The following is a 25,231-nucleotide window of genomic DNA, read 5'->3' as shown; positions in this document are numbered from 1 at the left end:
GAGCCGCTCGCGCCACATCGCCTCGGCAGGGCCGTCCGGCTCCCACTCGCACGCCCGCCGATCCCGGCACGAGAACGACGTTCCATCACCGGTGTACAGCGCGGGGACCCGTGCCGTTGGTGTGACCGCACTTCAGCGCCGAGCCCCGCCGAGCTCGCCGAGCTGCTTGATCGCGTCGGTGGCGGGCCCGGTGTCGACAAGGCGGTCGATCGGCGGTGCGTCGCCATCGAGGATGCCGAGCTGACGCATCGTCTCGACCGTGGACCGGATCCGGTCGGGCTCGAGGCCGGTGTTCAGCGGGAAGATCTGCCGCTGGGTGAGCAGGACGTCGTACGACTCGGCGATGATCGAGTCGTCATAGCCCGTGGCGTCGGCGACGATGCGCACCGTCTCCGCCTTGTTGCTGTACATGTAGCGGTGGGCCTTGGTGATGGCCGTGATCAGCCGTTCGGCCGTCTCTCGGTTGGCCTCCAACCAGCTCCGGGACACGAAGAACGTGCTGTAGTGGTAGTTCGGGACGATGTCGGCGAGGTTCGCGAGCACGTGCAGGTTGGGGTAGGCGCGCGCGGCGGCGACCGCTTGCTCGGTCTGCAGGATCGCCGACTGGATGCGACCGTCCACGAGTGCCGCGGTGTAGGACTGCGCTTCCACCGGCACGTACTGCACGTCGTTGGGCGTCATACCGGCCTGCTGGAGCACGAGTCTGGTCATGACCTCCCGGAACGCACCGACCTCCTGCACCCCGAGCGGGCGTCCACGCAGGTCGGCCGGGGTCACGACCTCCTTCGGCGTGACCGCGGAGACCGCGAGCCGGTCGCTCGGGGAGCCGATGATGACGACGTCGGCCCCGCCGGCCGCGGCGTTCACCACCGGCTCGATGCTCGACGCCCCGATGTCGATCTTCCCCTCGGCGATGGCCTGCACCACCGAGACGCCCGATCGGAAGTTCTGGATCTCGGCCGCGACCCCGTAGTCAGCCAGGAAGCCCTTCTCCTTGGCGACGAGGACGTCGGCGTTGGCGAAGCTCGTGACGCTGGTGGGCAGGCCGATCCGGAGCACGCGAGGCCCGCTCGTGGCCGCTGCCTCGGGCTCCTCACCCAACGCTCCGCATCCCGCGGTCAGCACGGTCAGCGTGACGAACAGGACGGCGAGCAGCCGGCGCGGTCGTGACATGGAAACCTCTCAGTCTCTCGCCGACCAGCGGACGACGCGGCGCTCGACCAGCTCGAGGAGCGCGGTGAGGAGCACACCGAGGGCCGCGATCACGAGGATGGGCACGAACGTGCGGTCGGTCTGGAAGCTGTTGGCGTTGGTGACGATCAGATAGCCGAGCCCGGAGAAGGCCGTGAAGAACTCGGCCACGATGACGCCGATCAGCGCCCGTCCGATCGCGAGCCGAAGGCCCGTGACGACGTACGGGAGCGCGGAGGGCAGGATGAGGTCGAACCACATGCGACGCTCGCCCGAGCAGAACGAACGCGCCACCTCGACCAGCTCTCGGTCGACCTCCTGCACCCCGCGCATCGTGTTGATCAGCACGGGGAACAGCACGAAGAGGATCACCACGACCGTCTTGGCGGTGGGCCCGAACCCGAACCAGACCACGATCACGGGGATCAGCGCGACCGTCGGGGTGGCGTAGAGGGCGTTGAGCGGCAGCTCGATCAGCGTGGCGAAGACCTGGTTGCGGCCTGCCGCCAGGCCGATGACGAGCCCTGCCGTGACGCCGATGAGCGAGCCGACGCCCAGTACGACGAAGCTCTCCCCCATCGCCTTCGGCAGCGTGCCGTCCGCGACCATCTCGAAGGTCGCCCCGATGATCGCGGTCGGGGAGGACAGCAGGACCGGGTTGATCGCGCTGCCGTACAGCTCCCACGCCACCGCGATGGCCAGCACGGAGGCCAACCGCAGGACCCACTTCGTGGCGGGCGACAGCGAGCGGCGCTGCCCGCGGGCCTGCTTGCGGGGGCGGCCCCGCGATCCTGCGCTCGCCGTCCCGGGCCCGCCGTCGGTCACGGCGGTCATGCGCTCTTCTCCATGGCACGGTCGGTGCCGCCCTGCAGGGCGTTCCACAGCTGCTCACGCAGGTCGGCGTACGACTCGTGCGAACGCACCGACCGGGCCGACCGCGGCCTGGGGATGGCCACGGGGACCTCCAGCGCGATGCGCCCAGGCGGGCCGGCGATCACGACGATCCGGTCGGCCATCAGGAGTGCCTCGTCGACGTCGTGCGTGATCAGCATCGCCGTCATTCCCTTGTTGCGCTCCCAGAGCTGCAACACCTCGTTCTGCAGCACCTCGCGGGTGATCGCGTCGACCGCGCTGAACGGCTCGTCGAGCAGCAGCAACTCGGGTTCCATCGACAATGCGCGCGCGATGCCCACACGCTGCTTCATCCCGCCGGAGAGCTGGTGGGGATAACGGTGCTGGGCATGGGTGAGGTTCATGATCTCGAGCAGCTCGTCGACCCGGTCGCCGTAGCCGGTGCGGCCCTGCACGCGAAGCCCGTACTCGACGTTCGCCCGTACCGTCTTCCACGGGAAGAGCCCGAAATGCTGGAAGACCATCGAGATCCGGGGCGTCGGCCCGACGATGTCATCCCCGTCCAGCCGCACGGTTCCACCCGCGGGTGGCAGCAGGCCGGCCACGGAGCGCAGCAACGTGGTCTTGCCGCCGCCGGACGTGCCGATGATGCACACGAACTCGTGCTCGCCGACGGACAGCTCGATGTCGTCGAGGATGTGGTTGCCGCCGAGCGACACGGACAGGTGGTCGACGACGACCTTGGGCTTCGTCTCGTTCATCGGCCCCCCGCGGGCGTCCCTACTCTGCTGATGCCTCAAAGACTACAACCAGTTTCAGAAACCCTTTACATTGGATCAATGTAGGGCCGATCGGGTTGTACTGTCAACTCCGGACGTCACGCTACGAATACGGATTTTTTGGTTGCGTAGCCTTCCATTTTCTCACAGTACGTCGTGCCGCCTGACACCGACCCCACGCGGGAATTTCGGTTCGCCATTGCCGCCTCCCGGCAATGGCGAACCGGAACCGAACTCAGTCGTAGCTCGGGTGGAGGTACCAGGCGCCGTAGCTACCGTTGCATTCGTAGTCGGACCAACGGCCGTCGTCCATGCCCTGGTTCCCCGCGCTGAGGCATTCCGACTGGAACTCGTACGGGCCGTACACCTCGTCCGCCGCGGCCGCGGGAATCCGCGTGGTGTAGCCGGCGGGTACCGGCTGCCCGATGCCGGACTCGGCCGCCGCCGCCTGACCGGCGCCGAGGACCAGCATGCCGGCGGCCACGAGGCCGATCAGCACGGATGCCATTCGAGTGGTGTGCATGTCCGCGTCTCCCCTGGTCGTGGATCTGACGCTCTCCACGATCGGAGGACGGGCTTTCACGGACGTCTCACCGGCGCTTCGCGCGCGAGCACCCTCGTGGCGCTGCCATCAGCGACGCCCCACACCCACCCAGCTGATCCCGGCGCGGCGCAGCACGTCGGGGTCGAGCAGGTTGCGGCAGTCGACCACGACCCGGCCCGCGAGCGCGCCTGCCACCGCACCCCAGTCCAGCGACCGGAATTCCGGCCACTCCGTGAGCACCACCAGCGCCTCCGCGTCCTTGGCGGCGCGCAACGGCTCGTCGGCCACGGTCACGTCGTCGGTGACGCCCGGCACGGCCGCAGGGCAGCCGGGGTCGTAGGCCGTCAGCTCGGCGCCACCTTCCCTCAGCAGCCGCGCGACGGCGAGGGCGGGCGAGTCACGCAGGTCGTCGGTGCCCGCCTTGAACGTCAGCCCGAGCAGGCCGAGCCGCTTCCCGGTGAGGTCGCCCCCGACGGCGTCGGCGATCTTGTCGACGACGATGCGGCGCTGCCGCTCGTTGGTGCTGATGCTCGCGCTGACCAGCGGCAGCTCGATCCCGGCCGCGGCCGCGACCTGCACCAGCGCGTTGGTGTCCTTCGGAAGGCACGACCCGCCCCAGCCAGGGCCCGGCTGGAGGAACGCCTGTCCGATCCGCCGGTCGTGGCCCATGCCCTCCGTGACGTCCGCGACGTCGGCCCCGAGCACGTCGCACAGCTCGGCGAGCGCGTTGACGTAGGACAGCTTCATCGCGAGGAAGCAGTTGGCCGCGTACTTCACCATCTCGGCGCTGGCGGCGTCGGTGAGCACGGTCGGCGCGCCGAGCCGCGAGTAGAGCGCCGCCACGCGCTCGGCGGCGTCCTGCGCGTCGGCGCCGACGACGATCCGGTCCGGATGCAGGAAGTCGTGCACCGCGGAGCCCTCGCGCAGGAACTCCGGGTTGCTCACGACGGCGACGTCGCGGCGGTTCAGCAGCTTCCGCGTGGCCTCCGCCGTGCCGACGGGAACCGTCGACTTGTTGACGACGACGCATCCGGCCGGCAGCAGATGCCTGACCTCGGCCGCGACGGCCCGGACCGCGGCCAGGTCGGCTGCACCGCCCTCGCCCATCGGGGTGGGTACGCACAGGAACACCACCTCGACCGGCTCCCCGTCGCGCCCGGCCACCGCGTCCCGCGCGCCCAACACGAACTCGAGCCGCCCCGCGGCCTGGTTCTCGGCCACCAGCTCGGGCAACCCCGGCTCCAGGATGTCGACCACGCCGCGGCGCAGCCGTTCCACCTTCGCCTCGTCGACATCCGCGCAGACGACGCGGTGGCCGAGGGAGGCGAGGCAGGCGCCCGTCGTGAGACCTACGTAGCCGGAACCGATCACAGCAATGCGCCGGGCGAACATGCCAGGCACGCTGCCTCCGCCGGATGACGGCCTGCTGGATGGGCGGAGGCGTTCCGATGAAACGCCGAGGGCCATCCAACGACGATCACGGCGCGCTGTGCACCTACCCCGGCCCGACCGGGCCACCTGCCTGAACCACGGCCCGACCTACAGCTCGGCGGCCAGCGGGACCTGCTTGATCGCGGGCGACGTCATCCACTCCCGCAGGGCATGGGTGGCGTGGACGTCGTCGGCGTTGTAGGCGAGCAGCCGCTCCCGCTGCTGCGGGTCGGGGGGCACGCCGTCCATCCCGACGGCGTCGCGGTACCAGCGCATCGAGTTCTCGCCACCCGCTTCCGGGTCGCGCCACGTGAACCCGGCCGCCGGGGCGATGCGCTTGAGCCCCTTGCCCTGTGCGCACAGGAACCACTCGCTGACCACGGCGAACAGGTCGATCCATCCGGGATGGTCGATGAACTCCTCGACGTCGCCCAGCGGGGGGATGCCGGGCATCCCGGCGAACCGGGTGGCCGAGGCCAGCAGCCAGCGATTCTCCGCCTGCTCGTTGTAGCAGTAGGCGGCGAAGCTGCGGCCGGTGGCGGCGGCCCGTGCGCGCACGGCGGAGAACCAGGTCCAGAACTCGGCGAACGACCGCGCCTCGTCCTGCGTGGGAACCGGGTCCCAGGTGGCGAACGCGCGGTATCCGTCGGGCTCGTCGCCGGGCAGCCGCCCGCCGGGGTGGCGCAGCAGCGCTCCCCAGAGATAGGCGCCGGACTCGCCGAAGCTCTCCATGTCGACGTCGACCTCGATGTCGGCGCGGGGCACATCGACCTCCGCCACCCGCCGCACGACGGCGAGCCCGCGCATGCGCGCCCGCGCGAGCGCGACGAGGTCGCCGAACGGCAGGCCCGGCACCTCCACAGGTGGCTCGGCCTTCGGGTCGAGCGCGGCGAGCTCCGCGACGGTTGCCACCCCGACCTCGCGCAGCACACCTGCGAACTCCCCGCGGACCACGAGGCTGACGTCCTCGGCACGCTCGAGCACGGCCTCGCAGGTGGGCCACCACGGGCAGCGCCTGCACTCGGTGATGCGAGACGGCTCGGCGAGCGCGGGCGCCCCGGTGGCTGCCGCGGTGGCGACGGCCACGCGGTCGGCGAACCGCGCGTCGTACTCGGCGAGGGTGGAGCGGCCGCCGGGCCAGTGGCCCGCCCGCAGGTCGTGCCACACGACGACGTCGGCGTCGAGCCCGATCACGCCGCCGTGGTCGCCGTGCTTCAGCCGGCGGTCTGCCGCCCAGCCCGCGGTGTGCAGCAGCCGGTTGAGGTGGGCGAGACGCAGCAGGTCGCGCGGCTGCGAACGCACCTTGCGCTCCTGGTCGACGCCCGCGCGCTGCGGCCATGGCGCATCCAGCGCCGCCGTGAGCGCACCGGTGCCGGGATCTGTGATGCGATGGCGCACCACGATGATCGGCACGTAGCCGCCGCCCAGCACCCGGACCAGCAGCTCGGGACTCCCCCTGCGGCCGGCCACCCGGTCGACGGGCAACGTGGCCCCCCAGATGAGGCGGGCGCCCGACGCCACGGCGCGAGCGGTGGCCTCCACCCGGTCGGCGGCGGGGAGACCCGCGGGCACCTCGCACCAGTCGTCGCCGAGATCGGCGGCGAGCCGCGCACCGAGCTGCTCGCGGTGGGCGGCGGCGTCGGCGCGGCGCTGCTCGAGCGACGGATCCGGCATCGCACGGGGTGCGGCGGCCGCCTCCGGGTCGTGGTCGAGGTGGACGCGACGGCGGCACCGCGTGGTGGCCGCCGCATCGAGGACCGGCCCGCTGGTGGGCTCCACCGCGGGGAACCGGTTCTCGATCGCCGTCACGTACGAGAGAGTAATGACAGGTACCGACAGTCCGGGGCAGGTCGGCCCTCACCACATCGGTGAACGCCGCCGCTCCACCTGCGGAGGCGCACGGCACCGGGGCACTAGGCTCCGATCACCATGAGCGGGCACGAGGAGGGCGAGCGGATGGGGCTGCTGCGACGTCGAGCGACGCCCGAGGCGGGCGCCGCGATCGAGAGCGCGGTCGGTCGCGCCCGCAAGCCGCTCACCGCGGCGAGGGCGAAGCGCATGATCGGCGTGGGCAAGGCCGTCGCACCGCTGCTCGCGCCGTACGCGCTCGCCGCGGCCGCCGTCGCGCGGAACCGCTGGGACGCCTACCGCGCCACCCGGCTCGGCGTGGAGCCCGGGCAGCTGGCCGCCTACTCCGGGCCGGGTGGCGCGCTGCACGCCCGCCTCTCCCGGATGGCGGAGGCGCTCGACCGGCTCGAGTCCGGCGCCGAAGCACACGGCACCGGCGCGGCACGCCGCTTCGCCGCCGACATGCGACCTCGCCTCGCCGACCTGGCCGTCGCGGTGCGTGCGGCCGAGCAGATGCCGGGCCCTCGCCGCCGCACGGCCTACCGTTCCATCGGCGCCGAGCTGGACCGCATCGAGATCGCCCTGCTCCACCACCTCGGCGTCCGGGGCTAGGAGGGTCCTGAACAACTCAGGCCTACTGCGCGGCGTCCAGGCGGCGCCGTCCGCTGAACGGGTGCACTGGCTCGGCCACGCGCGCTGGGGCTACCGTCGCCCCGTGACGCGCGGTCCGGGCGGTGGTGTGCTCCGGGGTGCCGTCCTGGCCGGGTTGAGCGCGCTGCTCGCGGCCGCCGGGCACGCGGCGGGCGGGGGTACCGTCCCCGACCTGGCGGTGCTCGTACCCGTCCTGCCCCTGCTCGCCTGGACGTTCACCGGCGCAGCCGGCCGCTGCAAGAGCCTGGTGGGCACGGTCGCGGTGCTGTCGGCAGGGCAGTTCGTCCTGCACAGCGCGATCGAGCTGCAGCACCCGTCCCACACGGGCTCGTCGATGCTCACCATGCACGCCGTGGCCACCGTGGTCACAGCGCTCGCGCTGCGCAACGCCGACCGCGGGGCCGCCGCGTTGACGGCGGCACTGCGTCGGGTTCTGCCGCGCAGGCTCGTGCCGCCCCCCGCCGACCGCCCGCTCCCGACCCTCGCGGTACCGGGGCCCGCGGTGCCCGCACGGCTGGGCCGCGCCTTCTTCGTCGCCCATGCCCTGCGTGGTCCTCCGGTGGCGTGCTGACCTCGTCCGCACGCCGTCGAACACCCACCGGAGAGCATCCATGCCCCCGTCCACCCGCCGGGGCGCGCTGCGCGTCGGCACCGTCCTCCCGATGACCGCACGGATTCTGCGCACGGTCGCCGTCATCCTGCTCGCCGGGCTCGCGCTGCTGCTCGGCGCGGCCCCCGCGCTCGCGCACACCCGCCTGCAAAGCAGCGACCCGACAGACGGTGCCAGCCTCGACACCGCTCCGGAGCACATCTCGCTGACCTTCAACGAGGAGATGACGCCGGGATTCAGCACGGTCACGATCGTCGGCCCCGACGGCGCGCACTACGAGACCGGCGATGTCGGCGCGGAGGGTGGCACCGTCAGCACGGCGGTGCTCCCACTCGGCCCCGCGGGCCAGTACAAGATCGGCTACCGGGTGGTGTCGGCGGACGGCCACCCGGTCACGGGTGAGATCTCCTTCACACTGACCACCCCGGGCCCGGGGACGAGCGCGCCGGCGCCCGCTCCCGCCGCGGCTCCGGCCGCCGCGCCGTCGCCTGCGGCCGCCGCACCGGCCGACAGCGGCGGCGGCACGCCGGTCTGGCCGTGGATCGTCGGCGCCGTCGTGCTCGTCGGGGGCGGGGTCGTCGCTGCGCTCCGGCTGGGCCGCGGATGACCCCGCCGACCGCAGGCCCGCGCTCGCTCGACCGGCTGCGCCCGGTCGGGTGGGCCGGGCTCGCGGTCGGTGCCGCGCTGACGGCGAGCGTGCTCACCGGCGCGCTCGCGGGCACGACGCTCCCCGTACTGGTCGGGACGTCGATCACCCGGTCCGGGATGGACGTCGCGGGCGTCGCGTGCGTCGGGCTCGCCCTGCTCGCGCTGCTGCTCCCGGCGGCCCGCCACGTGCCGGGCTCCGCATTGCGCACCCTCGACCATGTCCGGGCCGTCGCCGACCGCGCGCTGGTCGCCGTGGCGGGGGCCTGGCTGGTGCTCGTGCTGGTCGGCATCATGTTCCGCACGGCCGATGCATTCGGCAGGCCGCTCGGGCAGCTCGCCCCTGGCGAGATCGGCAGCTTCGTCACGGAGCTGGCGGGCGGGCGAGGGCTGGTGCTCACGGCGGTCTGCACCGCTGCGCTCCTCGTCTGCGCGGCCGTGCGGCTGCGCGACCGCTCCCGGGTGCAAGCCCGCGTGCCGCTGGTGGCGGCGCTGCTGGGCCTCGTCACCCCGGCCGTCACCGGGCACGCCGGCACCCACCCCGACCACCAGCTCGCGATCATGTCGATCGGGGTGCACGTCGTGGGGGCCGCGCTCTGGGTGGGCGGGCTGGCGGTCGTGCTCGTGCTCGTGGCGCGCCACCGCGCCCTGCTCGACCCGGTCCTGCCCCGCTTCTCACGACTCGCGAGCTGGTGCCTCGGTGCCGTCACGCTGACCGGCCTGCTCACCGCGGTGATCCGGCTCGGGACGTGGGACGCGGTCGTCACCACACGCTACGGCGTGCTCGTGCTCGCGAAGATCGCTTGCCTCGTGCTGCTCGGCCTTCTCGGCGGCATCGCCCGGCGCAGGCTCGCCGCCGGGCGCACCCCCGTGCTGCGGTGGGCCGGAGTCGAGGTGGCGGTCATGGCCGCCACCATCGGCATCGCGGCCGCGCTCTCCCAGTCGGCTTAGTGCACTCAGGAGCGGTACGCCTCCAGCAGGCGCAGCCACACCTCGCTCATCGTCGGGAACGCCGGTACGGCGTGCCAGAGCCGGTCCAGCGGCACCTCGCCCACGATCGCGATGGTGGCGGCGTGGATCATCTCGGCCACGTCCTGACCCACGAACGTCACACCGACGAGAACTCCGCGCTCGGCGTCGACGACCATCCGCGCGGCACCGTCGTACCCGTCTGCCTGCAGCGACGAGCCTGCGACGGCGATCGGGATGTCGACCACCCGAACGTCGATGCCCGCGGCGCGCGCCTGCGCCTCGGTGCGCCCCGCCGAGGTCACCTCGGGATCGGTGAACACCACCTGCGGGACGGCGCTGTGATCCGCGGTGGAGACGTGCTCGCCCCACGGCCGGGTGTCGAACTCCTCGCCACGCGCACGGGCGCCGATCGCCGCCCCGACGATCCGGCCCGCGTACTTGCCCTGGTGGGTGAGCAGCGCGCGGCCGGTGACGTCACCCGCGGCGTACAGCCACTGCCCTTCGACACCCCCCACCAGCCCGGTGTCGTCCACGACGAGCGGCTTGCCGGGCTCGAGGCCCACCGACTCCACGCCGATCGACGCCGTGTTCGGCCGACGGCCCGTCGCCACGAGCAGCTCGTCGACGACGACCGTGCCGTCGCTCGTGCGGAGCTCGATCTGGTCACCGACCGCGGCCACCGACTCGAGCTTGTGCTCCAGGCGCACGTCGACGCCTTCCTCCCGCATGGCGGCGGCCACCCGCTCGCCCGCGAAGGGCTCCATCCCGGGCAGCAGCCGCGGACCGCGCTGCAGGAGCACGACCTCCGAGCCGAGCCGCCGGAACGCCTGCGCCATCTCGGAGCCGACCACGCCTCCGCCCAGCACCCCAAGCCGCGGCGGGACCTCCTTGGCCGATGTGGCCTCGCGTGACCCCCACGTCCGGACGCTGTCGAGGCCCGGAACGGGCGGTGTGGTGGGCACGCTGCCCGTGCACACGACGACGGCCTTGCGCGCGACCAGCGTCTCGCGACCAGCAGGCCCATCGACCTCGACCGCACGCTCGCCGACGAGGCGGCCCTGCCCGCGCAGCACCCGGATCCCGGTGCCGGTGGCCCACTGCACCTGGCTCTCGTCGTCCCAGTCGTGCGTGAACGAGTCACGGCGCGCGAGCACGGCCGCCGGCTCGAAGTCGACCGTCGTGCCCGGCAGCCTCCGCACCGCTGCCACCGCGTGCCCCGTGCGCAGCAGCACCTTCGACGGGATGCATGCCCAGAACGAGCACTCGCCGCCGAGCAGCTCCGACTCGACGATCAGCGCCGAGAGCCCGGCGCGCACGGCGTAGTCGGCGGCGTTCTCGCCCACCGGCCCGCCGCCGATCACGATGACGTCCACCTCGGTCATCGGGACACCCCTGCCACGGCCTCGAGCACGTCGGCCTCCCCCTCGCGCAGTTCCAGGACCTTGCCCACGCTGCCACGCGAATCGAGCAGCGCGACGAGCACGGCTGCCGTGTCGTCCCGCGTGATGCTGCCAAGCGGCACCGGAGGGGGTGCCAGCAGGACCCTCCCGACGCCCGGGTCGTCGGTGAGCGAGCCCGGCCGCAGGATCGTCCAGTCGAGGTGGTCGGCGGCCTGGATCGCCTCCTCGGCGGCCTTCTTCGCCGCGACGTACGCGGCCCACACCTCCCCGCGGGCGGGGGCGGGCGGATCGTCGACGCCCGGCGAGGACACCAGCAGGTAGCGCCGGACGCCCGCGATCCGTGCGGCATCGGCGAGCAACACGGCGGCCGCCCGGTCGACGGTGTCCTTGCGGGCCGTCCCGCTGCCCGGCCCCGCGCCTGCCGCGAACACGACGGCGTCAGCGCCGGTGAGCACGGTGGCGAGCTCGTCGGCGCTCGCCGCCTCGAGGTCGAGCACGGCCGGCGTGGCGCCTGCCCGTTCGAGGTCGGGGCCGTGGTCCGGGTTGCGCACCACGCCGGTGACCACGTCCCCGCGGCCGGCGAGCAGCGCGGCCAGCCGCAGCCCGATCTTCCCGTGTCCTCCTGCGATCACCACGTGCACGAACCGGACGGTAGTCGGGTCAGCGGTTCGGCCGCAGCGTCCACACGACGGTCATGCGGGTGGTCTCGCGGTCGTCCCCGTCGGTGATCGTGACGTCGATGCCGAACTCGGGACGGGTACCGGACTCGAGCTCGGCGATGACGTCCTCGGCCGGCCTGCCGAGCACCGCGACCGCCGTCAGCGGCCCACGTGCGATGCGCTGGTAGGCGATCTCGGACCGGACGGGGAGCGGCGTGGCCCGCTCCATGGTCGAGGCGAACGCGGCCAGGGTGACCGCGCCGGTGGCGGTCTCGCCGACGCCGAAGATCATCGCGGCGTGCGGGCCGCCCACGTGGTTGCGCAGCGCGGGGTCGTCGGGCAGCCGCAGGACCACGCGCTGGGGCGTGACCTCGACGAACTCGATCCCGACCGTGCCCACCCACGGCACGGTCTGCCGCATCGTCGCGCCGACCCAACTCAGCTCTGTCGTCACACCGCAGAGGCTACTGGTCAGTAACCACCTGTCCAGGTGGTGGGGCGCTCCTAGGATCACGAGGCGTGGACGTGCGCGCGCTGGTGTTCGACGTGTTCGGGACCGTCGTCGATTGGCGCGGTGGCATCGCGCGCGAGGTGCGCCGCCTGCTGCCCGGCCTCGACGCCGAGGCCCTCGCCGACGCATGGCGCGGCCGGTACGTCCCCTCCATGGACCGCGTGCGCCGCGGCGAGCTGCCGTGGACCTCCCTCGACGAGCTGCACCGGACGTCGCTGGACGAGCTCCTTGCCGAGTTCGGCGTGCCCGGCGTGCCCGAGGCCGTCCGCAACGAGCTCGTACTCGCCTGGCACCGGCTCGACCCGTGGCCGGACTCCGTCGAGGGCCTCACCCGGCTCAAGGACCGGTACGTGATCGCGTCGTTGTCCGACGGCAACGTCGCTCTGCTCGTCGACATGGCCAAGCACGGCGGCCTGCCCTGGGACACGGTGCTCTCGGCCGAGCTGTTCGGGCACTACAAGCCCGACCCCGAGGCCTACGACGGCGCCGCCCGGCTGCTCGGTCTGCCGCCGGAGCGGGTGCTGATGGTCGCCGCCCATGTCGGCGACCTCGCCGCCGCCCGGGCCCGCGGCCTCCGCACGGCCTACATCCACCGCCCGCGGGAGCACGGCTCCGCGGCCGCCCCTCCCCCGGAGACGGACCCGGAGGCGGATGTGTCGGTGGCCTCCCTCACGGAGCTGGCGGCGCAGCTGGGCGCGTGAGGCGGGTCAGCAGCACCCGGAACCTGTTCCGCAGGACGTAGCCGCCCGTTCTCGTCCGATTGACATCCAGTCGGGTCAGGACCGCCTCTCGGACCGCCTCCTCGCCGGCCCTGGCGACCGCCACCCGCCCGATCCCCGATGCGAACAGCGGCCTGACCAGTGCATCCGCCTCCGGGTATGTGAACGGGCACTCGACCTCGTCCTCGGCCTCGATCGCCAGCCCGGCCAGGCCGACGATCTTGCGGAGCCGCACCGGGTCGGTGAGCGGGGGCGGACCAGCGGGCGTACGGCGTGGCGGAAGCCATGCGGCGAGCGCCTCGCCGAAGGCACGCACGTCGCAGTCCTCCTCCGGCCCCCACGTGGTGACGGCGACGGCGGAGCCCACCCGCGCACCGGCACGCAGGACGGCGAGCGGGTTCGCGACGTGCTGCAGCACCTGCACCGCCGCGACCAGGTCGAACGGGCCGGGTGGCGGATCGTGGGCGTCACCGACCATGAAGTCCGCCTCCGGCACCTCGGCCGCTGCCGCTGCCACCGCGGACCGGTCGGCGTCGATGCCGACCACCCGCGCGCCGCGCGCGACCGCCGCCGCGGCGAACGTCCCCGGCCCACAGCCAAGGTCCAGCACCGTGGTGCCGGCGCCGACCCCGGCGAGATCGAGCACGCGGGCATGGAGCGGGGCGCCCCAGCCCGGCGGCCCGTCCATCACGTCAGCCCCAGACGTCCTCCGCGACCTGCACGATCAGCCGCAGCTTCGCCACCTCTTCCTCGAGGGTGAGCGCGTTGCCCTCGACGGTCGACGAGAAACCGCACTGCGGGGAGAGGCACAGCTGGTCGAGTGGCACGTACTTGGAGGCCTCGTCGATGCGGCGCTTGAGGTCATCGGGGTCCTCGAGCTCGCCGGTCTTCGTGGTGACGAGCCCGAGCACCACCTGCTTGCCCGGCGGCACGAACCGCAGGGGAGCGAACCCGCCGGAGCGCTCGTCGTCGAACTCGCAGAAGAAGCCGTCGACGTCGAGCTCGCCGAACAGCGCCTCGGCGACGAAGTCGTAGCCGCCCTCGGCCGCCCACGCGGACCGGTAGTTGCCGCGGCACATGTGCGTGGTGATCCGCATGCCCTCCGGCCGGTCCGCGACCGCGGCGTTGATCTGCTTGATGTAGCGCAGGTGGGCGTGGTCGGCGTCCTCGCCCCTCGCCGCGATCTGGGCGCGGTGGGCGGGGTCGTTGAGGTAGGCGAGGCTGGTGTCGTCGAGCTGCAGGTAGCGGCAGCCGAGGTCGGCCATGGCGCGCACCTGCGCCGCGTATGCGGCGGACAGGTCGCTCCAGAACTCCTCGACGTCCGGGTACACGCTGCGGTCGACGGCCCCGATGCCGGCCCGGTAGTGGACCATGCTCGGCGACGGGATCGTGAGCTTCGGCGTCGCGGTCGTGGTGAGCGAGGCGAGGTACCGGTACGCGTCGGCGAAGATCGGCTCGTCGAGCCGGACCTTGTCGCGGACGGCGAGCCCGGCTGTCGTGAACGCCTTCTCCCCCTCCGCGTTGTGCATGCTGACCCGGATCTGCTCCTCGGTCTTCACGATGCCGCCGAGCTGGTAGATGAAGTCCATGTGCCAGGACGTGCGCCGGAACTCGCCGTCGGTGGCCGACTGCAGCCCGATCTCCTCCTGCATCGCCACCACGTCCCGGATGGCCTCGTCCTCCACGGCGCGAAGACCGTCGGCGTCGAGGGTGCCTGCCGCGAACCGTTCTCGAGCCGAGAGGAGCGCGGGCGGGCGCAGGAGGCTGCCGACGTGGTCTGCGCGGAATGGCGGTTCGGTGCGTCGCTGCATGCCCGGAACGTAGCGCTGTGCACCACCCCACGCCCAGGTGCAGGCTGGTCGCGTGGATCACGGCGTCTTCATCTTCCTGACCGACTACGGCATCGACGGACCCACGCTTGCCCGGGCCACCGAGGAGCGCGGCTTCGACGGGCTGTACCTCACCGAGCACACGCACATCCCGACGAGCCGGGAATCCTCGTGGCCGGGCGGGTCCGAGCTGCCCAGCCGCTACTCGCACGCATACGACCCGTTCGTGGCGCTCAGCGCGATGGCCGTGGTGACGGAGCGGATCACGCTCGGCACCGCCGTCTCGCTCGTGCTCCAGCACCACCCGATCACGCTGGCCAAGACGGTCGCGAGCCTCGATCGCATCGCGGGCGGCCGGTTCGAGTTCGGCGTCGGGCCGGGCTGGAACCGGGAGGAGATGGCCAACCACGGCGTCGACCCGCGCACCCGGACCCGCCGGATGCTGGAGCACATCGCGGCCATGCGGGAGATCTGGACGAAGGAGGAGGCCGAGTTCCACGGCGAGTTCGTCGACTTCGACCCGATCTGGTCGTGGCCGAAGCCGGTTCGCACGCCACCGGTGCTGATCGGCGGCGAGGGGCCGACCGTGCTGGACCGGGTGCTCTCGCACGGCGACGGCTGGATGCCGCGCGGCGGCCAAGACGACGACGTAGACGTACTCGCCGGACGGATCGCCGAGCTGCGCAGGCGCGCCGTCGACGCGGGACGCGACGGTCTCACCGTCACCGTGTTCGGCGCCGTGCGGGACCGCGCTGCCGTCGAGTCGTACGCGGAGGCGGGCGTCGACCGGGTGCTGTACGGGCTGCCCGACGCCGGGGAGGACGAGGTCCTGCGCACCCTCGACGACCTCGCGGGCCTCAGCCAGCCGGGATGACCGACGCGGCCGTAACTTCCCGCACCGAGCCGGCGACGGCTCGCGGCGACGAGCGGTCAGTTCCGAACGAGGAACGGTCACCTTTGCAGTGCCGCCGGTGGCGCGGTCCGGTGCCACCGTGCCGAGTGTCGGGTACAACAGGCGGCGACCGCACCCACCGATCGGACGGGGAACCCGGATGAACGACGACGAGCTGCACCGCCGCATCGACGAGCTGGTCGCCGAGGAGCACCGGCTCGAGCGGGCCCACGTGGGCCAGGCGCTGTCGGAGGCGGAGCAGCAACGGCTCAACGACTTGGCCGTGCAGCTGGACCGCTACTGGGACCTGCTGCGCCAGCGCGACGCGCGCCGCCGCGCGGGCCTCGACCCCGACGTGGCACAGGAGCGCTCCGCCGACGTGGTGGAGGGTTACCGGCAGTAGACCGTGCAGATCACACCCGTCACACCGGACCGGCTCGTCGACGAGGTCGTGGAGTTGGTCGACGACCACCCCGGACGGGTGCGCCTCGCGCTCGACGGACCTCCCCCCACGCGCCCGCTCGCCATCGCGGAGCGGGTGGCCGATGCGCTGCGCACCCGTGGCCGGATGGCGGTGGTCGTCAGCACGGACGACTTCCTGCGCCCGGCGTCGGTGCGGCTGGAGTTCGGCCGTGAGGATCCGGACGAGTTCCTCGACGGCTGGATCGACGTGGGCGGCCTGCGCCGTGAGGTGCTCGACCCGGCCGGGCCACACGGTTCGGGCCGGGTGCTCCCCCGCCTGTGGGACGCGGTGGCCGACCGCGCCCACCGCGACAGGTACGTGGAACTCCCCACTGACGGCGTAGTGCTGCTGGGCGGCGCGCTGCTGCTGGGCCGCGGCCTCCCGTTCGACCTCGCGGTGCACCTGCGGATGACGAACGCCGCACTCGCCCGCACCCTCCCGGAGGCCGACCGCTGGGCCCTCCCGGCGTACGCCCGCTACGCCGAAGAGCGCGCGCCGGAGCAGCAAGCGGACCTGGTGGTCCTCTCCGACCACCCCACCCGCCCGGCCCTGCGCCGCTGACGCAACCCCGAGCAGGCGAGCCTGGTGGGCCTCCGGTGGCGCCGCCTTGCAAGCACCAGGCCGGAGGGCCTCCGGTGGCGCCGCGCAGTGTGCGGGGCCGCCCCTCGCCTCTGCGACCCCTCTGGGCAGTAGCACGGGCAGGCCAAGGGCCTGCCCAGATGGGCGCGCGGCGCCACCGGAGGCGGATTCACGGGCATGATCGAGACTTCGGTGCGGAAACGGGCAAAAATGACCCGGGAACGCGCCGAACTGCTGATCAAGCCGCAGCAGAGGTGCCCTGTACGCCAGGCAGCGGAGCTCACACACCCGTTCTCCGGCCGCGCAACCCTCGTCGGCCCACGCCACCCATCGACGGGTAGCGCGAGCGCCGAACGGTCGCGCGAGCTGATACGAGTTGCGTGGCCACCCCTCCGGCCACGTCACCCGGCCGGCTGTCATCCGGTTCCCCCGACCGCTCCACGGTTACCCACTGTCGTGGACTGGACCTGACCCGCCACCCATGATCGGATGAACGCACCACGGTGAGCGATCAACAGCCTCGACCAAGGCGGACAAGGACGGATGAACCGAAGCCGCGGACGAACCGTAGAACAGACGACCCCCAGACCCGCCGAACGCGGAGACCTACGCTGCTCGACCAGCGTAGGAAGGCCACACAGCAGGCGCTGAAGGTCCGGCCGGGAGGCGCCACGGAAGGAACGGAACGCCCGCACCGGAAGGCGCGAACGTCCATACGCAAGAACCGGAACCAGGCGCCGGAAGGTGACCCAGAGGATGGGGGTCCGGGGGCGAAGCCCCGGGCTGGGGGTCTGGGGGGCTCGGCCCCCCAGAGGAGAACCGAAGTCCACGAGGAGGGAGCGCACTCCGCGAACACGGGTACCCAGTGGGCGAGGAGGGAGTTGAACCCTCACGTCCTTACGGACACACGGACCTGAACCGTGCGCGTCTGCCATTCCGCCACTCGCCCTGGCAGATGCGAAGTTAGCACGGGGGTGGGAGGGGGTTTCGGGCGGCCCCTGGTCGGGGGGCGGCAGTTGACGGACTAGCACAGATACGATCGGTACTGCCAGCAACACGCCGATGCGAACGGAGGAAGATCGAGTTGGGCCGCGTCGACAGGTTCGAACGCCGTCTTCAGGGACTGGTGGGCGATGCCTTCGCGCGGGTCTTCGGCGGCAGTGTCGTTCCCCAGGAAGTTGTGCAAGCGCTGCTGCGGGAAGCCGAAGGCCATGTGCAGGAGCTGGCCGGGGGGCGCGTACTCGCGCCCAACCGGTTCACGGTGCTGCTCAGCCCGGCCGATCTCGCTCGCATGGGCGGTGACCGAGCGGAGATCGTGAACTCGCTGTCCGGCTCTGTCACCGAGCAACTCGCCGACCAGGGATGGGACACCTACGGCGAGGTCGTAGTCTTCCTGGAGCGCTCCGATGCGCTGCACACGGGACAGTTCCGCACCCGCTCGACCGTGGACCCCGACGCTTCCCGCCGGGACGCCATCCGAGCACGCGACGCAGGAGAAGCACCCATGAGCCAGCAACCGGGCCACCCCGAGGAGAACGGGCAGTACGGATACGACCGTGGTGCCCCCGGATACGGGCAGCAGCAGACGTACGCCCCGCCCGCCTACGACCAGCGCCAAGGGGGGTACGACCAGGCCGCCGAACCGGGCCAGCCGGGCTACGCCCCGCAGGGCGGGTACCCGCAGCAGGGTGGCGGCTACGGCGGCCCCCAGCAGGGTGGCGCCGGGTACGACCAGGGCTACGGCGGCCAGCAGGGCGGCGGCTACGCCGGCCCGCAGCAGGGCGGCGCCCCCGGCGGGCAGCCCGGCGGTGGGTACGACCAGGGCTACGGCCAACAGCAGGGCGGCGGCTACGGCGGTCCCCCTCAGCAGGGCGGCGGGTACGACCAGGGCTACGGCGGCCAGCAGCCGCAGGGCTACGGCCAGCAGGGCGGCTACGGCGGTCAGCAGCAGGGCTACGCTCCCGGCGGGTACGAGCAGGGCTACGGCCAGCAGGGCGGCTACCCCCAGCAGCAGCAGTACGAGCAGGGCTACGACGGCGGGTACGACCAGGGTTACGGCGGGCAGCAGGGCGGCTACGGCGGCTACCAGCAGCAGCTGTCGGCCTCGCTCTCGCTGGACGACGGCTCGGGCCGCACGTACGACCTCACCCAGGGCAGCCACGTCATCGGGCGCGGGCAGGATTCGTCGTTCCGCCTCCCTGACACCGGCGTGTCGCGCCGCCACCTCGAGATCAACTGGGATGGTCACACGGCGACGCTGACGGATCTCGGTTCCACCAACGGCACCACCGTCAACGGCAACCCGGTTCAGACCTGGCAGCTCAACGACGGTGACGTCATCCGGGTCGGGCACTCGAGCCTGGTCTTCCGGACGCAGTAGGCGGGGTGGGGACGGACATCGGACAGAATGGAGTTCGCCGCGAGTGCCGGAGTTGGTGCTGCAGCTGACCAGGGCGGGCTTCCTCGCCCTCCTCTGGCTGTTCGTGCTGGTCGCGCTCCGGGTGGTGCGCTCTGATCTCTATGCGGCGTCCGGCCTGCGCGCGCTGATTCCCGGTGGCGGAAGGGCCACGGCCCGCACAGGCCGGGGCCGCACGCCCCGTCAGCTCCTCGTCACGCAGGGGGCGCTGGCCGGCACGCGTATCTCGTTGGACTCCCGGCCGATCCTGATCGGCCGGGCCGACGACTCCACGCTGGTGCTCGACGACGACTACGCCTCCACTCGCCACGCCCGCATCTCGATGCAGGGTGACGAGTGGTACGTCGAGGATCTCGGGTCGACAAACGGCACGTACCTCGACCGGGCTAAGGTCACCGGGCCGACCCGGGTCCCCCCGGGCGTCCCTGTCCGCATCGGCAAGACGGTGATCGAGCTTCGATCATGAGCCGGCGCATGCTTCACCGCCGTGCCTCGGCGCTCGCCGCCCGGGCCGGCCGCGCCGGCAGATCTGCCCCTGAACGTAGTGTCGGAGCGCTGAGATGACGCTGGTCCTGCGCTACTCCGCCCGCAGCGACCGCGGGCTCGTCCGGCAGAACAACCAGGACGCCGTGTACGCCGGTCCTCGGCTGCTCGCGCTGGCGGACGGTATGGGTGGCCACGCCGCTGGTGAGGTGGCGTCGTCGCTGGTGATCGCGGCACTGGCCCCGCTCGACGAGGACGATCCGGGCGACGACCTGCTCGCCGAGCTGCGCAACGCCACGGTGGAGGGCAACGCCGCGATCACGCGGCACGTCGCGGACGCGCCCGACCTCGAGGGCATGGGCACCACGCTCACCGCGATCCTGTTCGCGGGCAGCCGGCTGGGGCTGGTGCACATCGGCGACTCGCGGGCCTACCAGCTCCGCGACGGCTACCTCACCCAGATCACGAAGGACGACACGTTCGTCCAGTCCCTGATCGACGAGGGCCGGATCACGGAGGAGGAGGCCCACACCCATCCCCAGCGGTCCCTCCTGCTGCGGGCGATCACCGGCCAGGATGTGGATCCGTCGCTGACGATCCGGGAGGCCCGGCCGGGCGACCGGTTCCTGCTCTGCTCCGACGGACTGTCCGGCGTGGTGAGCGACGAGACTCTTGCCGAGACGCTGCAGGCCTATCGCGATCCGCGGGAGTGCGCCGATCGGATGATCGAGCTGGCCCTGCGGGGTGGCGGCCCGGACAACATCACCTGCATCGTGGCCGACGTCGTGGACATCGACTTCGGCGAGGACGCGCCCATCGTGGGCGGGTCGGTCGGCGACGGCTCGGAGGACGGCCCGCCGCCCGACTCGGCGGCCGCTCGCGCGTCGGCCACCACGATGACCCGCACGGCCCCGCAGCGCGTCGTGCCCCAGCAGGCCGCACCGGCCGCCTCACGGCGGAGGCCGGTGCGGCTCGTGCTCGCCGTCGTCGCGGTGCTCGCCGTACTGCTCGGCGGTGGGTTCCTCGCGCGCATGTGGGTCTTGCAGCAGTACTACGTCGGCGCCGACGCCGAGCAGGTCGTGATCTTCCAGGGCGTGCGTGGTGACGTGCTGGGGCTCCCGCTGCACTCGGTGGCCGAACACACCGACATCGCGCTGGACGACCTGCCCCAGACCGACCGCAGCCAGGTGCGCGACGGCATCCTGACCGACGACGGGCTCAGCGGCGCCCACGGGGTGGTCGACCGCCTGCGCGAGCGGATGCTCGAGCCCTGCCCGGTGCCCCAGCCGCCGCAGCAGCAGCTCGAACCTGTGCAACCTCCGGCGCAGCCAGGCGTCGAACCGAACGTGCAGCCGCAGCCCCCGGTCGACACGACCCCGCTGCCGACGCCTGTGCCCGAGCCTGGGACCACTTGCCGGTCGGTGAGTTAGATGAGCATTCCCGAGCCCCGCACGGGGTCGCCGCCGGCGACCCCGGCGCCGCTGCCCACCGGGCGCGGCATCGAGCTCGTGCTGCTCGCGTTCGCCGCCGTTCTGGTCACGGGCGCGCTGGCGCTGGTCGAGGCCAACCAGGAGCAGGAACTCACGCAGGAACTGCTGTGGGTCGGGCTGGCCTACCTCGCGCTCTTCACGATCGCCCACCTCGCGGTGCGCCGGTTCGCGCCGTACTCGGATCCGCTGGTCCTGCCGTGCGTCGCGCTGCTGAACGGGCTCGGGCTGGTGATGATCCACCGGCTCGACCTGGCCCGGGTGGAGCGGGCGCTGGCGGCCGGGCGGGACGCACCGGTCGAGCTGGTCTACAGGCAGGTCGCGTGGACGGCGATCGGGGTCGCGCTGTTCGTCGCGGTGATGTGGGTGGTGCGCGACCACCGCACCATCGCCCGCTACGCCTACACCGCCGGTTTCGGCGGGCTGGTGCTGCTCGCGCTGCCCGGCCTGCTGCCCTCGTCGATCTCCGAGGTCAACGGCGCGAAGCTGTGGATCCGAATCGGCGGCGTGGGGATCCAGCCCGGCGAGTTCGCGAAGATCCTCCTGATCGTCTTCTTCGCGGCCTTCCTCGTGCAGAAGCGAGACCTGTTTACCACAGCAGGCAGGCGGTTCCTCGGCATGGAACTGCCGCGGGCCCGCGACCTCGCCCCGCTCGTCGTGGCGTGGGGCCTCTCGGTCGGCGTTCTCGTGCTGGAGCGGGACCTCGGCACCTCGCTGCTGTTCTTCGGCATCGTGCTCGTGCTGCTCTACGTCGCGACCGAGCGGGTCTCGTGGCTGCTCATCGGCCTGACGTTCTTCCTCGGTGGCTGCATCATCGCCTACCAGCTGTTCGGGCACGTCCGGGTGCGCGTGCAGGTGTGGCTCGACCCGTTCGCAGACTTCGACAACACCGGCTTCCAGATCGCGCAGGCCCTGTTCGGGCTCGGCACGGGCGGGGTCGGCGGCACCGGCCTCGGCGCAGGCCGGCCCGACCTGGTGCCGTACGCCGAGAGCGACTTCATGCTCTCCTCGCTCGGTGAGGAGCTCGGGCTGATCGGGCTGGCGGCGATCCTCATCGTCTACCTCGTGCTGATCACGCGCGGCCTGCGCAGCGCCCTCGCCGTGCGCGACAGCTTCGGCAAACTGCTCGCAACCGGGCTGGCGTTCACGCTGGCGCTGCAGGTGTTCATCGTCATCGGCGGGGCGTCGAAGCTCATCCCGCTCACCGGTCTCACGCTGCCGTTCCTGTCCTACGGCGGATCGTCGCTCGTCGCCAACTACGCGCTCGTCGCGATGCTGCTGCGCATCTCCAACGCCGCCCGTGCCCCACTGCCGCGGCGCCCGCCCACCCCGCTGCCGCCGATCGCGGAGGCCGGCACCGAGCTGGTGGAGCGGCCGTCGTGAACACCCCGGTGCGGCGCGTGGCCATCGCGGTGATGGCGATGGTCCTTCTGCTGATGGGCAACCTGACCTACGTTCAGGTGGTGCAGGCGGGTGACTACCGCAGCGACCAGCGCAACCAGCGGGTGCTGCTGGCCGAGTACTCGCGCAAGCGCGGCCAGATCCAGGCGGAGGGCCAGATCATGGCCAGCAGCGTCGAGACCGACGACCGGCTGCGCTACCTGCGCCAGTACGCCGACGGCCCGATGTACGCACCCGTCACCGGCTACTACTCGATCACCTACAGCTCGAGCGGGATCGAGCGGGCGGCCGACACGGTGCTCAACGGCAGCGACGACCGCCTCTTCGCGCGCAGGCTCTCCGACCTGATCACCGGCCGCGACCCGAGCGGCGGCAACGTGGCGCTCACGCTCGACCCCGCCGTGCAGCGCGCCGCGTACGAACAGCTGACCGACCGCGGCTACACCGGCTCTGTCGTGGCGTTGCGCCCGCAGACCGGCGAGATCCTCGCGATGGTGTCCACGCCGTCGTTCGACCCGAACAAGCTCGCGAGCCACGACGCGGACGAGCGGATGGCGGCATGGCAGCAGTTCAACGAGGCCGAGCCGCCGGTGCTGCCGAACCGGGCGATCTCCGAGACCTACCCACCGGGATCGACGTTCAAGCTCATCGACGTGGCCGCGGCGCTGTCGAGCGGCCGCTACACCCCCGACAGTCCGCTCACCGCGGCGTCGGCCCTCACGCTGCAGGGCACCAACACCCAGCTGCAGAACTTCAACGGCAACGCCTGTGGCACCGGGGAGACGGCGACCCTGCGCGACGCGCTGCAGCGTTCGTGCAACACCGCGTTCGCGCAGCTGTCGGCCGAGCTCGGTGAGCAGGCCATCCGCCAGCAGGCGGAGGCGTTCGGGATCGGCACCGCCGACCTGCAGGTGCCGATGCCGGTGGCCACCTCGACGATCGGCGACATCCCCGACACCGCGGCGCTGCAGCAGTCCAGCATCGGGCAGCGCGACGTCGCGCTCACCCCGCTGCAGAACGCCATGGTCGTCGCCGCCATCGCCAACGGCGGTGTGTCGATGAAGCCGCATCTGATCAGCCAGATCCAGAGCCAGGACCTCGAGCCGGTCGAGACCACCAAACCGGACCGCATCGGGACGGCCATCGACTCGTCCGTCGCCCGCACGCTGACCGAGCTGATGGTCAACAACGAGAACAGCTACTCGGGCAGCGGCAAGATCACCGGAGTGCAGATCGCGGCAAAGACCGGCACCGCGGAGCACGGAGCGAACCCCCAGGCCGTGGCCCCGCACGTCTGGTACGTCGCGTTCGCACCCGCCGACGATCCACAGGTCGCTGTCGCGGTCATGGTCGAGTCCGGCGGCGACCGCAACAACCTCGCGGCCACGGGTGGCACGGTCGCCGCCCCGATCGGTCGCGCCGTGATCCGAGCAGCACTGGGGACGGACCGGTGACCGTACTCGCCGCCGGTCAGAAGATCGACGACCGCTACCTGCTCGAGCGCCGGATCGCCGTCGGCGGCATGGGCGAGGTCTGGGAGGCCTCCGACACGCGATTGGGCCGCGGCGTCGCCGTCAAGGTGCTGCGGCCGGAACTGGGCGACGACCCGGAGTTCCTGCACCGGTTCCGCATCGAGGCGCGCACCGTCGCTTCCCTCGACAACCCCGGCATCGCGGCCGTGCACGACTACGGCGAGGACGAGGCCCCGAACGGAAGGCGCACCGCGTACCTGGTGATGGAGCTGGTGCGGGGCGAGCCGCTGTCCACCATCATCGCCCGCGGGCCGATCGACACCGACGAGACGCTGCGGCTCATCGAGGACGCCGCGTGGGCGCTCCAGGCGGCCCATGAGCGCGGGTTCGTACACCGCGACGTCAAGCCGGGGAACATCCTCGTGCGCACCGACGGCGTCGTGAAGCTCACCGACTTCGGCATCGCCAAGGCTGCCGACGCTGTGCCCGTCACCCGGTCCGGCATGGTGATGGGCACCGCCCACTACATCGCTCCCGAGCAGGCGAGCGGGGCCGAGGCCGGGCCCGCCAGCGACGTCTACTCGCTGGGCATCGTCGGGTACGAGTGCATGGCCGGCCACCGGCCGTTCCGCGCCGACAGCGCGGTGGCGGTGGCGATGATGCAGGTCAGGGAGGATCCTCCGCCGCTGCCGCCGAGCGTGCCTTACGGGGCGCGCGAGCTGATCGAGGCCGCGCTGGTGAAGGATCCCTCGCAGCGCTACTCCAACGGGAGGGAGTTCGCGCTCGCGGTGGCGGCCGTTCGCCGGGGCGAGCCGCTCCCCCCGATCGGCTCGTTCAGTGGCACGATCGCTTCTCCGCGCACGCCGTCGACGCCGTCGAGGGCAGCGCCGAAAGCGGCGCCGCCGTCTGCCCCGTTCCCGGCGCCACCGTCATCGCCCCTGTCGGCGCCGGTTCCCACGCGCTCGACCCCGCCCCGTCAGGCGCGGGCGGTGCCCGCACCACCGAAACCCGTCCAGCGGGCGGCCCGCCCCGCGCCTGCCCGGCGCCCGGCGCCGGACCAGGCAGCACACGCCCGCAGGCCCCAGTCGGCACCGCAGCCGCGGCACACCGCGCCGGCGCGTCGCGCGTCATCGCAGTCGTTCCGGCTGCAGCCGAAGTCGTCGGGCCGCACCCTGCTGCTCGTGCTGTTCGTGCTGCTCACCATCGCCGCCGTCGCGGTCGGCGTGCTGCTGTTCCGAGGCGGACTCCCGCCGATCGGCTCGGTCAATCCGGCCCCGCAGGGTGCCGGACCCGGTACGGTGGCTGGTCGGGAGGGCGTCTCGGCCAGTTCGACGGTACCCGGCGAGCTGCACTCCCTGGTGATCGTCACGGGGAGCGTCCGGTGAACCCGTCCAACC

At 72.3% G+C, this 25,231-nt stretch carries 25 protein-coding genes and 1 tRNA gene; 14 read left to right on the top strand and 12 right to left on the bottom strand.

All coding sequences use genetic code 11. The features are described 5' to 3' along the window. Window positions 1–132 precede the first annotated feature (132 nt). The 6 genes from K1T35_RS00280 to K1T35_RS00255 all read right to left on the bottom strand — a co-directional run bounded on the left by K1T35_RS00280 (window position 133) and on the right by K1T35_RS00255 (window position 6,606). Complete coding sequence (locus K1T35_RS00280; RefSeq protein WP_220258193.1) at window positions 133–1,173, bottom strand: ABC transporter substrate-binding protein; 1,041 nt, start codon at window positions 1,171–1,173, stop codon at window positions 133–135. 9 nt (window positions 1,174–1,182) lie between these two features. Further along, a complete protein-coding gene (locus K1T35_RS00275) occupies window positions 1,183–2,025 on the bottom strand; it encodes an ABC transporter permease (protein ID WP_220258192.1) in 843 nt (280 codons plus the stop codon). Then, entirely contained in the window at window positions 2,022–2,804 is a 783-nt protein-coding gene (locus tag K1T35_RS00270) for an ABC transporter ATP-binding protein (RefSeq protein WP_220258191.1), read from the bottom strand. The genes K1T35_RS00275 and K1T35_RS00270 overlap by 4 nt, the downstream gene beginning before the upstream one ends. A 253-nt stretch (window positions 2,805–3,057) precedes the next feature. Continuing rightward, window positions 3,058–3,345, bottom strand: coding sequence for a hypothetical protein (locus K1T35_RS00265; protein ID WP_220258190.1), 288 nt, complete (start codon window positions 3,343–3,345; stop codon window positions 3,058–3,060). A 108-nt stretch (window positions 3,346–3,453) separates the two neighbouring features. After that, complete coding sequence (locus tag K1T35_RS00260) at window positions 3,454–4,758, bottom strand: UDP-glucose/GDP-mannose dehydrogenase family protein (RefSeq protein ID WP_220262287.1); 1,305 nt, start codon at window positions 4,756–4,758, stop codon at window positions 3,454–3,456. Between the two features lie 147 nt (window positions 4,759–4,905). After that, window positions 4,906–6,606 carry a TM0106 family RecB-like putative nuclease gene (locus K1T35_RS00255; protein ID WP_255621431.1) on the bottom strand — a complete coding sequence of 567 codons (1,701 nt, stop codon included), beginning with the start codon at window positions 6,604–6,606 and terminating at the stop codon, window positions 4,906–4,908. A gap of 120 nt (window positions 6,607–6,726) precedes the next feature. On the opposite strand from K1T35_RS00255, the gene K1T35_RS00250 reads away from it, so the two are divergent. The 4 genes from K1T35_RS00250 (at window position 6,727) to K1T35_RS00235 (ending at window position 9,502) form a co-directional block, all read left to right on the top strand. Further along, complete coding sequence (locus K1T35_RS00250) at window positions 6,727–7,257, top strand: DUF6474 family protein (RefSeq protein ID WP_220258189.1); 531 nt, start codon at window positions 6,727–6,729, stop codon at window positions 7,255–7,257. 103 nt (window positions 7,258–7,360) lie between these two features. After that, window positions 7,361–7,867 (top strand): hypothetical protein, encoded by a 507-nt coding sequence (locus tag K1T35_RS00245; protein WP_220258188.1) that lies wholly within the window; start codon window positions 7,361–7,363, stop codon window positions 7,865–7,867. 91 nt (window positions 7,868–7,958) lie between these two features. Beyond that, the gene (locus K1T35_RS00240) at window positions 7,959–8,513 is read left to right on the top strand and encodes a copper resistance CopC family protein (RefSeq protein ID WP_220258187.1); all 555 of its coding nucleotides are present in this window, start codon (window positions 7,959–7,961) and stop codon (window positions 8,511–8,513) included. After that, a complete protein-coding gene (locus K1T35_RS00235; protein WP_220258186.1) occupies window positions 8,510–9,502 on the top strand; it encodes a copper resistance D family protein in 993 nt (330 codons plus the stop codon). The genes K1T35_RS00240 and K1T35_RS00235 overlap by 4 nt, the downstream gene beginning before the upstream one ends. 5 nt (window positions 9,503–9,507) lie before the next feature. On the opposite strand, the gene K1T35_RS00230 is transcribed toward K1T35_RS00235, so the two are convergent. The 3 genes from K1T35_RS00230 to K1T35_RS00220 are packed head-to-tail and all read right to left on the bottom strand — an operon-like array spanning window position 9,508 to window position 12,036. Continuing rightward, window positions 9,508–10,905 carry an NAD(P)/FAD-dependent oxidoreductase gene (locus K1T35_RS00230; RefSeq protein ID WP_220258185.1) on the bottom strand — a complete coding sequence of 466 codons (1,398 nt, stop codon included), beginning with the start codon at window positions 10,903–10,905 and terminating at the stop codon, window positions 9,508–9,510. Further along, the gene (locus tag K1T35_RS00225; RefSeq protein ID WP_220258184.1) at window positions 10,902–11,564 is read right to left on the bottom strand and encodes an NAD(P)H-binding protein; all 663 of its coding nucleotides are present in this window, start codon (window positions 11,562–11,564) and stop codon (window positions 10,902–10,904) included. Before K1T35_RS00225 ends, K1T35_RS00230 begins: the two co-directional genes overlap by 4 nt. Before the next feature lie 19 nt (window positions 11,565–11,583). Next, complete coding sequence (locus K1T35_RS00220; protein ID WP_220258183.1) at window positions 11,584–12,036, bottom strand: DUF4442 domain-containing protein; 453 nt, start codon at window positions 12,034–12,036, stop codon at window positions 11,584–11,586. Window positions 12,037–12,101: 65 nt separating this feature from the next. Between K1T35_RS00220 and K1T35_RS00215 the strand changes: the two genes are divergently transcribed. Next, window positions 12,102–12,794, top strand: a complete 693-nt coding sequence (locus K1T35_RS00215) for a haloacid dehalogenase type II (RefSeq protein ID WP_220258182.1) — start codon at window positions 12,102–12,104, stop codon at window positions 12,792–12,794. Here the strand turns inward: K1T35_RS00215 and K1T35_RS00210 are convergent. Continuing rightward, the gene (locus K1T35_RS00210; RefSeq protein WP_220258181.1) at window positions 12,763–13,500 is read right to left on the bottom strand and encodes a class I SAM-dependent methyltransferase; all 738 of its coding nucleotides are present in this window, start codon (window positions 13,498–13,500) and stop codon (window positions 12,763–12,765) included. The genes K1T35_RS00215 and K1T35_RS00210 overlap by 32 nt on opposite strands. Window positions 13,501–13,504: 4 nt before the next feature. Continuing rightward, on the bottom strand, window positions 13,505–14,623 hold the full coding sequence (locus K1T35_RS00205; RefSeq protein ID WP_220258180.1) for a 5-methyltetrahydropteroyltriglutamate--homocysteine S-methyltransferase: 1,119 nt from the start codon (window positions 14,621–14,623) through the stop codon (window positions 13,505–13,507). A 52-nt stretch (window positions 14,624–14,675) separates the two neighbouring features. Here K1T35_RS00205 and K1T35_RS00200 point away from each other — a divergent pair, with 52 nt between their 5' ends. From K1T35_RS00200 to K1T35_RS00190, 3 genes are all read left to right on the top strand, one after another. After that, complete coding sequence (locus K1T35_RS00200; protein ID WP_220258179.1) at window positions 14,676–15,515, top strand: LLM class F420-dependent oxidoreductase; 840 nt, start codon at window positions 14,676–14,678, stop codon at window positions 15,513–15,515. A gap of 178 nt (window positions 15,516–15,693) precedes the next feature. Further along, complete coding sequence (locus K1T35_RS00195; RefSeq protein ID WP_220258178.1) at window positions 15,694–15,936, top strand: DUF2630 family protein; 243 nt, start codon at window positions 15,694–15,696, stop codon at window positions 15,934–15,936. Between the two features lie 3 nt (window positions 15,937–15,939). Further along, window positions 15,940–16,557, top strand: a complete 618-nt coding sequence (locus K1T35_RS00190) for a uridine kinase (RefSeq protein WP_220258177.1) — start codon at window positions 15,940–15,942, stop codon at window positions 16,555–16,557. 884 nt (window positions 16,558–17,441) lie between these two features. Here K1T35_RS00190 and K1T35_RS00185 read toward each other — a convergent pair. After that, a tRNA-Leu gene (locus tag K1T35_RS00185) sits at window positions 17,442–17,524 on the bottom strand. A gap of 135 nt (window positions 17,525–17,659) precedes the next feature. Between K1T35_RS00185 and K1T35_RS00180 the strand changes: the two genes are divergently transcribed. The 6 genes from K1T35_RS00180 (at window position 17,660) to K1T35_RS49590 (ending at window position 25,219) form a co-directional block, all read left to right on the top strand. After that, window positions 17,660–18,955, top strand: coding sequence for a DUF3662 and FHA domain-containing protein (locus tag K1T35_RS00180; protein ID WP_220258176.1), 1,296 nt, complete (start codon window positions 17,660–17,662; stop codon window positions 18,953–18,955). A gap of 43 nt (window positions 18,956–18,998) precedes the next feature. Beyond that, window positions 18,999–19,457 (top strand): FHA domain-containing protein, encoded by a 459-nt coding sequence (locus K1T35_RS00175; RefSeq protein ID WP_220258175.1) that lies wholly within the window; start codon window positions 18,999–19,001, stop codon window positions 19,455–19,457. 94 nt (window positions 19,458–19,551) lie between these two features. Then, window positions 19,552–20,904 (top strand): PP2C family serine/threonine-protein phosphatase, encoded by a 1,353-nt coding sequence (locus K1T35_RS00170; protein ID WP_220258174.1) that lies wholly within the window; start codon window positions 19,552–19,554, stop codon window positions 20,902–20,904. Further along, entirely contained in the window at window positions 20,905–22,344 is a 1,440-nt protein-coding gene (locus K1T35_RS00165; RefSeq protein WP_220258173.1) for an FtsW/RodA/SpoVE family cell cycle protein, read from the top strand. Further along, on the top strand, window positions 22,341–23,816 hold the full coding sequence (locus tag K1T35_RS00160) for a penicillin-binding protein 2 (RefSeq protein ID WP_220258172.1): 1,476 nt from the start codon (window positions 22,341–22,343) through the stop codon (window positions 23,814–23,816). The genes K1T35_RS00165 and K1T35_RS00160 overlap by 4 nt, the downstream gene beginning before the upstream one ends. Beyond that, entirely contained in the window at window positions 23,813–25,219 is a 1,407-nt protein-coding gene (locus tag K1T35_RS49590; RefSeq protein ID WP_304940841.1) for a serine/threonine-protein kinase, read from the top strand. Before K1T35_RS00160 ends, K1T35_RS49590 begins: the two co-directional genes overlap by 4 nt. Window positions 25,220–25,231: the final 12 nt, after the last annotated feature.

The sequence above is a fragment of the Pseudonocardia sp. DSM 110487 genome, assembly GCF_019468565.1.
Taxonomy (GTDB): Bacteria; Actinomycetota; Actinomycetes; order Mycobacteriales; family Pseudonocardiaceae; genus Pseudonocardia.
This window is presented reverse-complemented; position numbering and strand designations above follow the sequence as displayed.

Excerpts from the sequence above, each read along its gene's own strand:
- K1T35_RS00280 (WP_220258193.1), bottom strand. The coding sequence starts at position 1,173 with ATGTCACGACCGCGCCGGCTGCTCGCCGTCCTGTTCGTCACGCTGACC.
- K1T35_RS00275 (WP_220258192.1), bottom strand. The coding sequence starts at position 2,025 with ATGACCGCCGTGACCGACGGCGGGCCCGGGACGGCGAGCGCAGGATCG.
- K1T35_RS00270 (WP_220258191.1), bottom strand. The coding sequence starts at position 2,804 with ATGAACGAGACGAAGCCCAAGGTCGTCGTCGACCACCTGTCCGTGTCG.
- K1T35_RS00265 (WP_220258190.1), bottom strand. The coding sequence starts at position 3,345 with ATGCACACCACTCGAATGGCATCCGTGCTGATCGGCCTCGTGGCCGCC.
- K1T35_RS00260 (WP_220262287.1), bottom strand. The coding sequence starts at position 4,758 with ATGTTCGCCCGGCGCATTGCTGTGATCGGTTCCGGCTACGTAGGTCTC.
- K1T35_RS00250 (WP_220258189.1), top strand. The coding sequence starts at position 6,727 with ATGAGCGGGCACGAGGAGGGCGAGCGGATGGGGCTGCTGCGACGTCGA.
- K1T35_RS00240 (WP_220258187.1), top strand. The coding sequence starts at position 7,959 with ATGACCGCACGGATTCTGCGCACGGTCGCCGTCATCCTGCTCGCCGGG.
- K1T35_RS00235 (WP_220258186.1), top strand. The coding sequence starts at position 8,510 with ATGACCCCGCCGACCGCAGGCCCGCGCTCGCTCGACCGGCTGCGCCCG.
- K1T35_RS00230 (WP_220258185.1), bottom strand. The coding sequence starts at position 10,905 with ATGACCGAGGTGGACGTCATCGTGATCGGCGGCGGGCCGGTGGGCGAG.
- K1T35_RS00210 (WP_220258181.1), bottom strand. The coding sequence starts at position 13,500 with ATGGACGGGCCGCCGGGCTGGGGCGCCCCGCTCCATGCCCGCGTGCTC.
- K1T35_RS00205 (WP_220258180.1), bottom strand. The coding sequence starts at position 14,623 with ATGCAGCGACGCACCGAACCGCCATTCCGCGCAGACCACGTCGGCAGC.
- K1T35_RS00195 (WP_220258178.1), top strand. The coding sequence starts at position 15,694 with ATGAACGACGACGAGCTGCACCGCCGCATCGACGAGCTGGTCGCCGAG.
- K1T35_RS00170 (WP_220258174.1), top strand. The coding sequence starts at position 19,552 with ATGACGCTGGTCCTGCGCTACTCCGCCCGCAGCGACCGCGGGCTCGTC.
- K1T35_RS00165 (WP_220258173.1), top strand. The coding sequence starts at position 20,905 with ATGAGCATTCCCGAGCCCCGCACGGGGTCGCCGCCGGCGACCCCGGCG.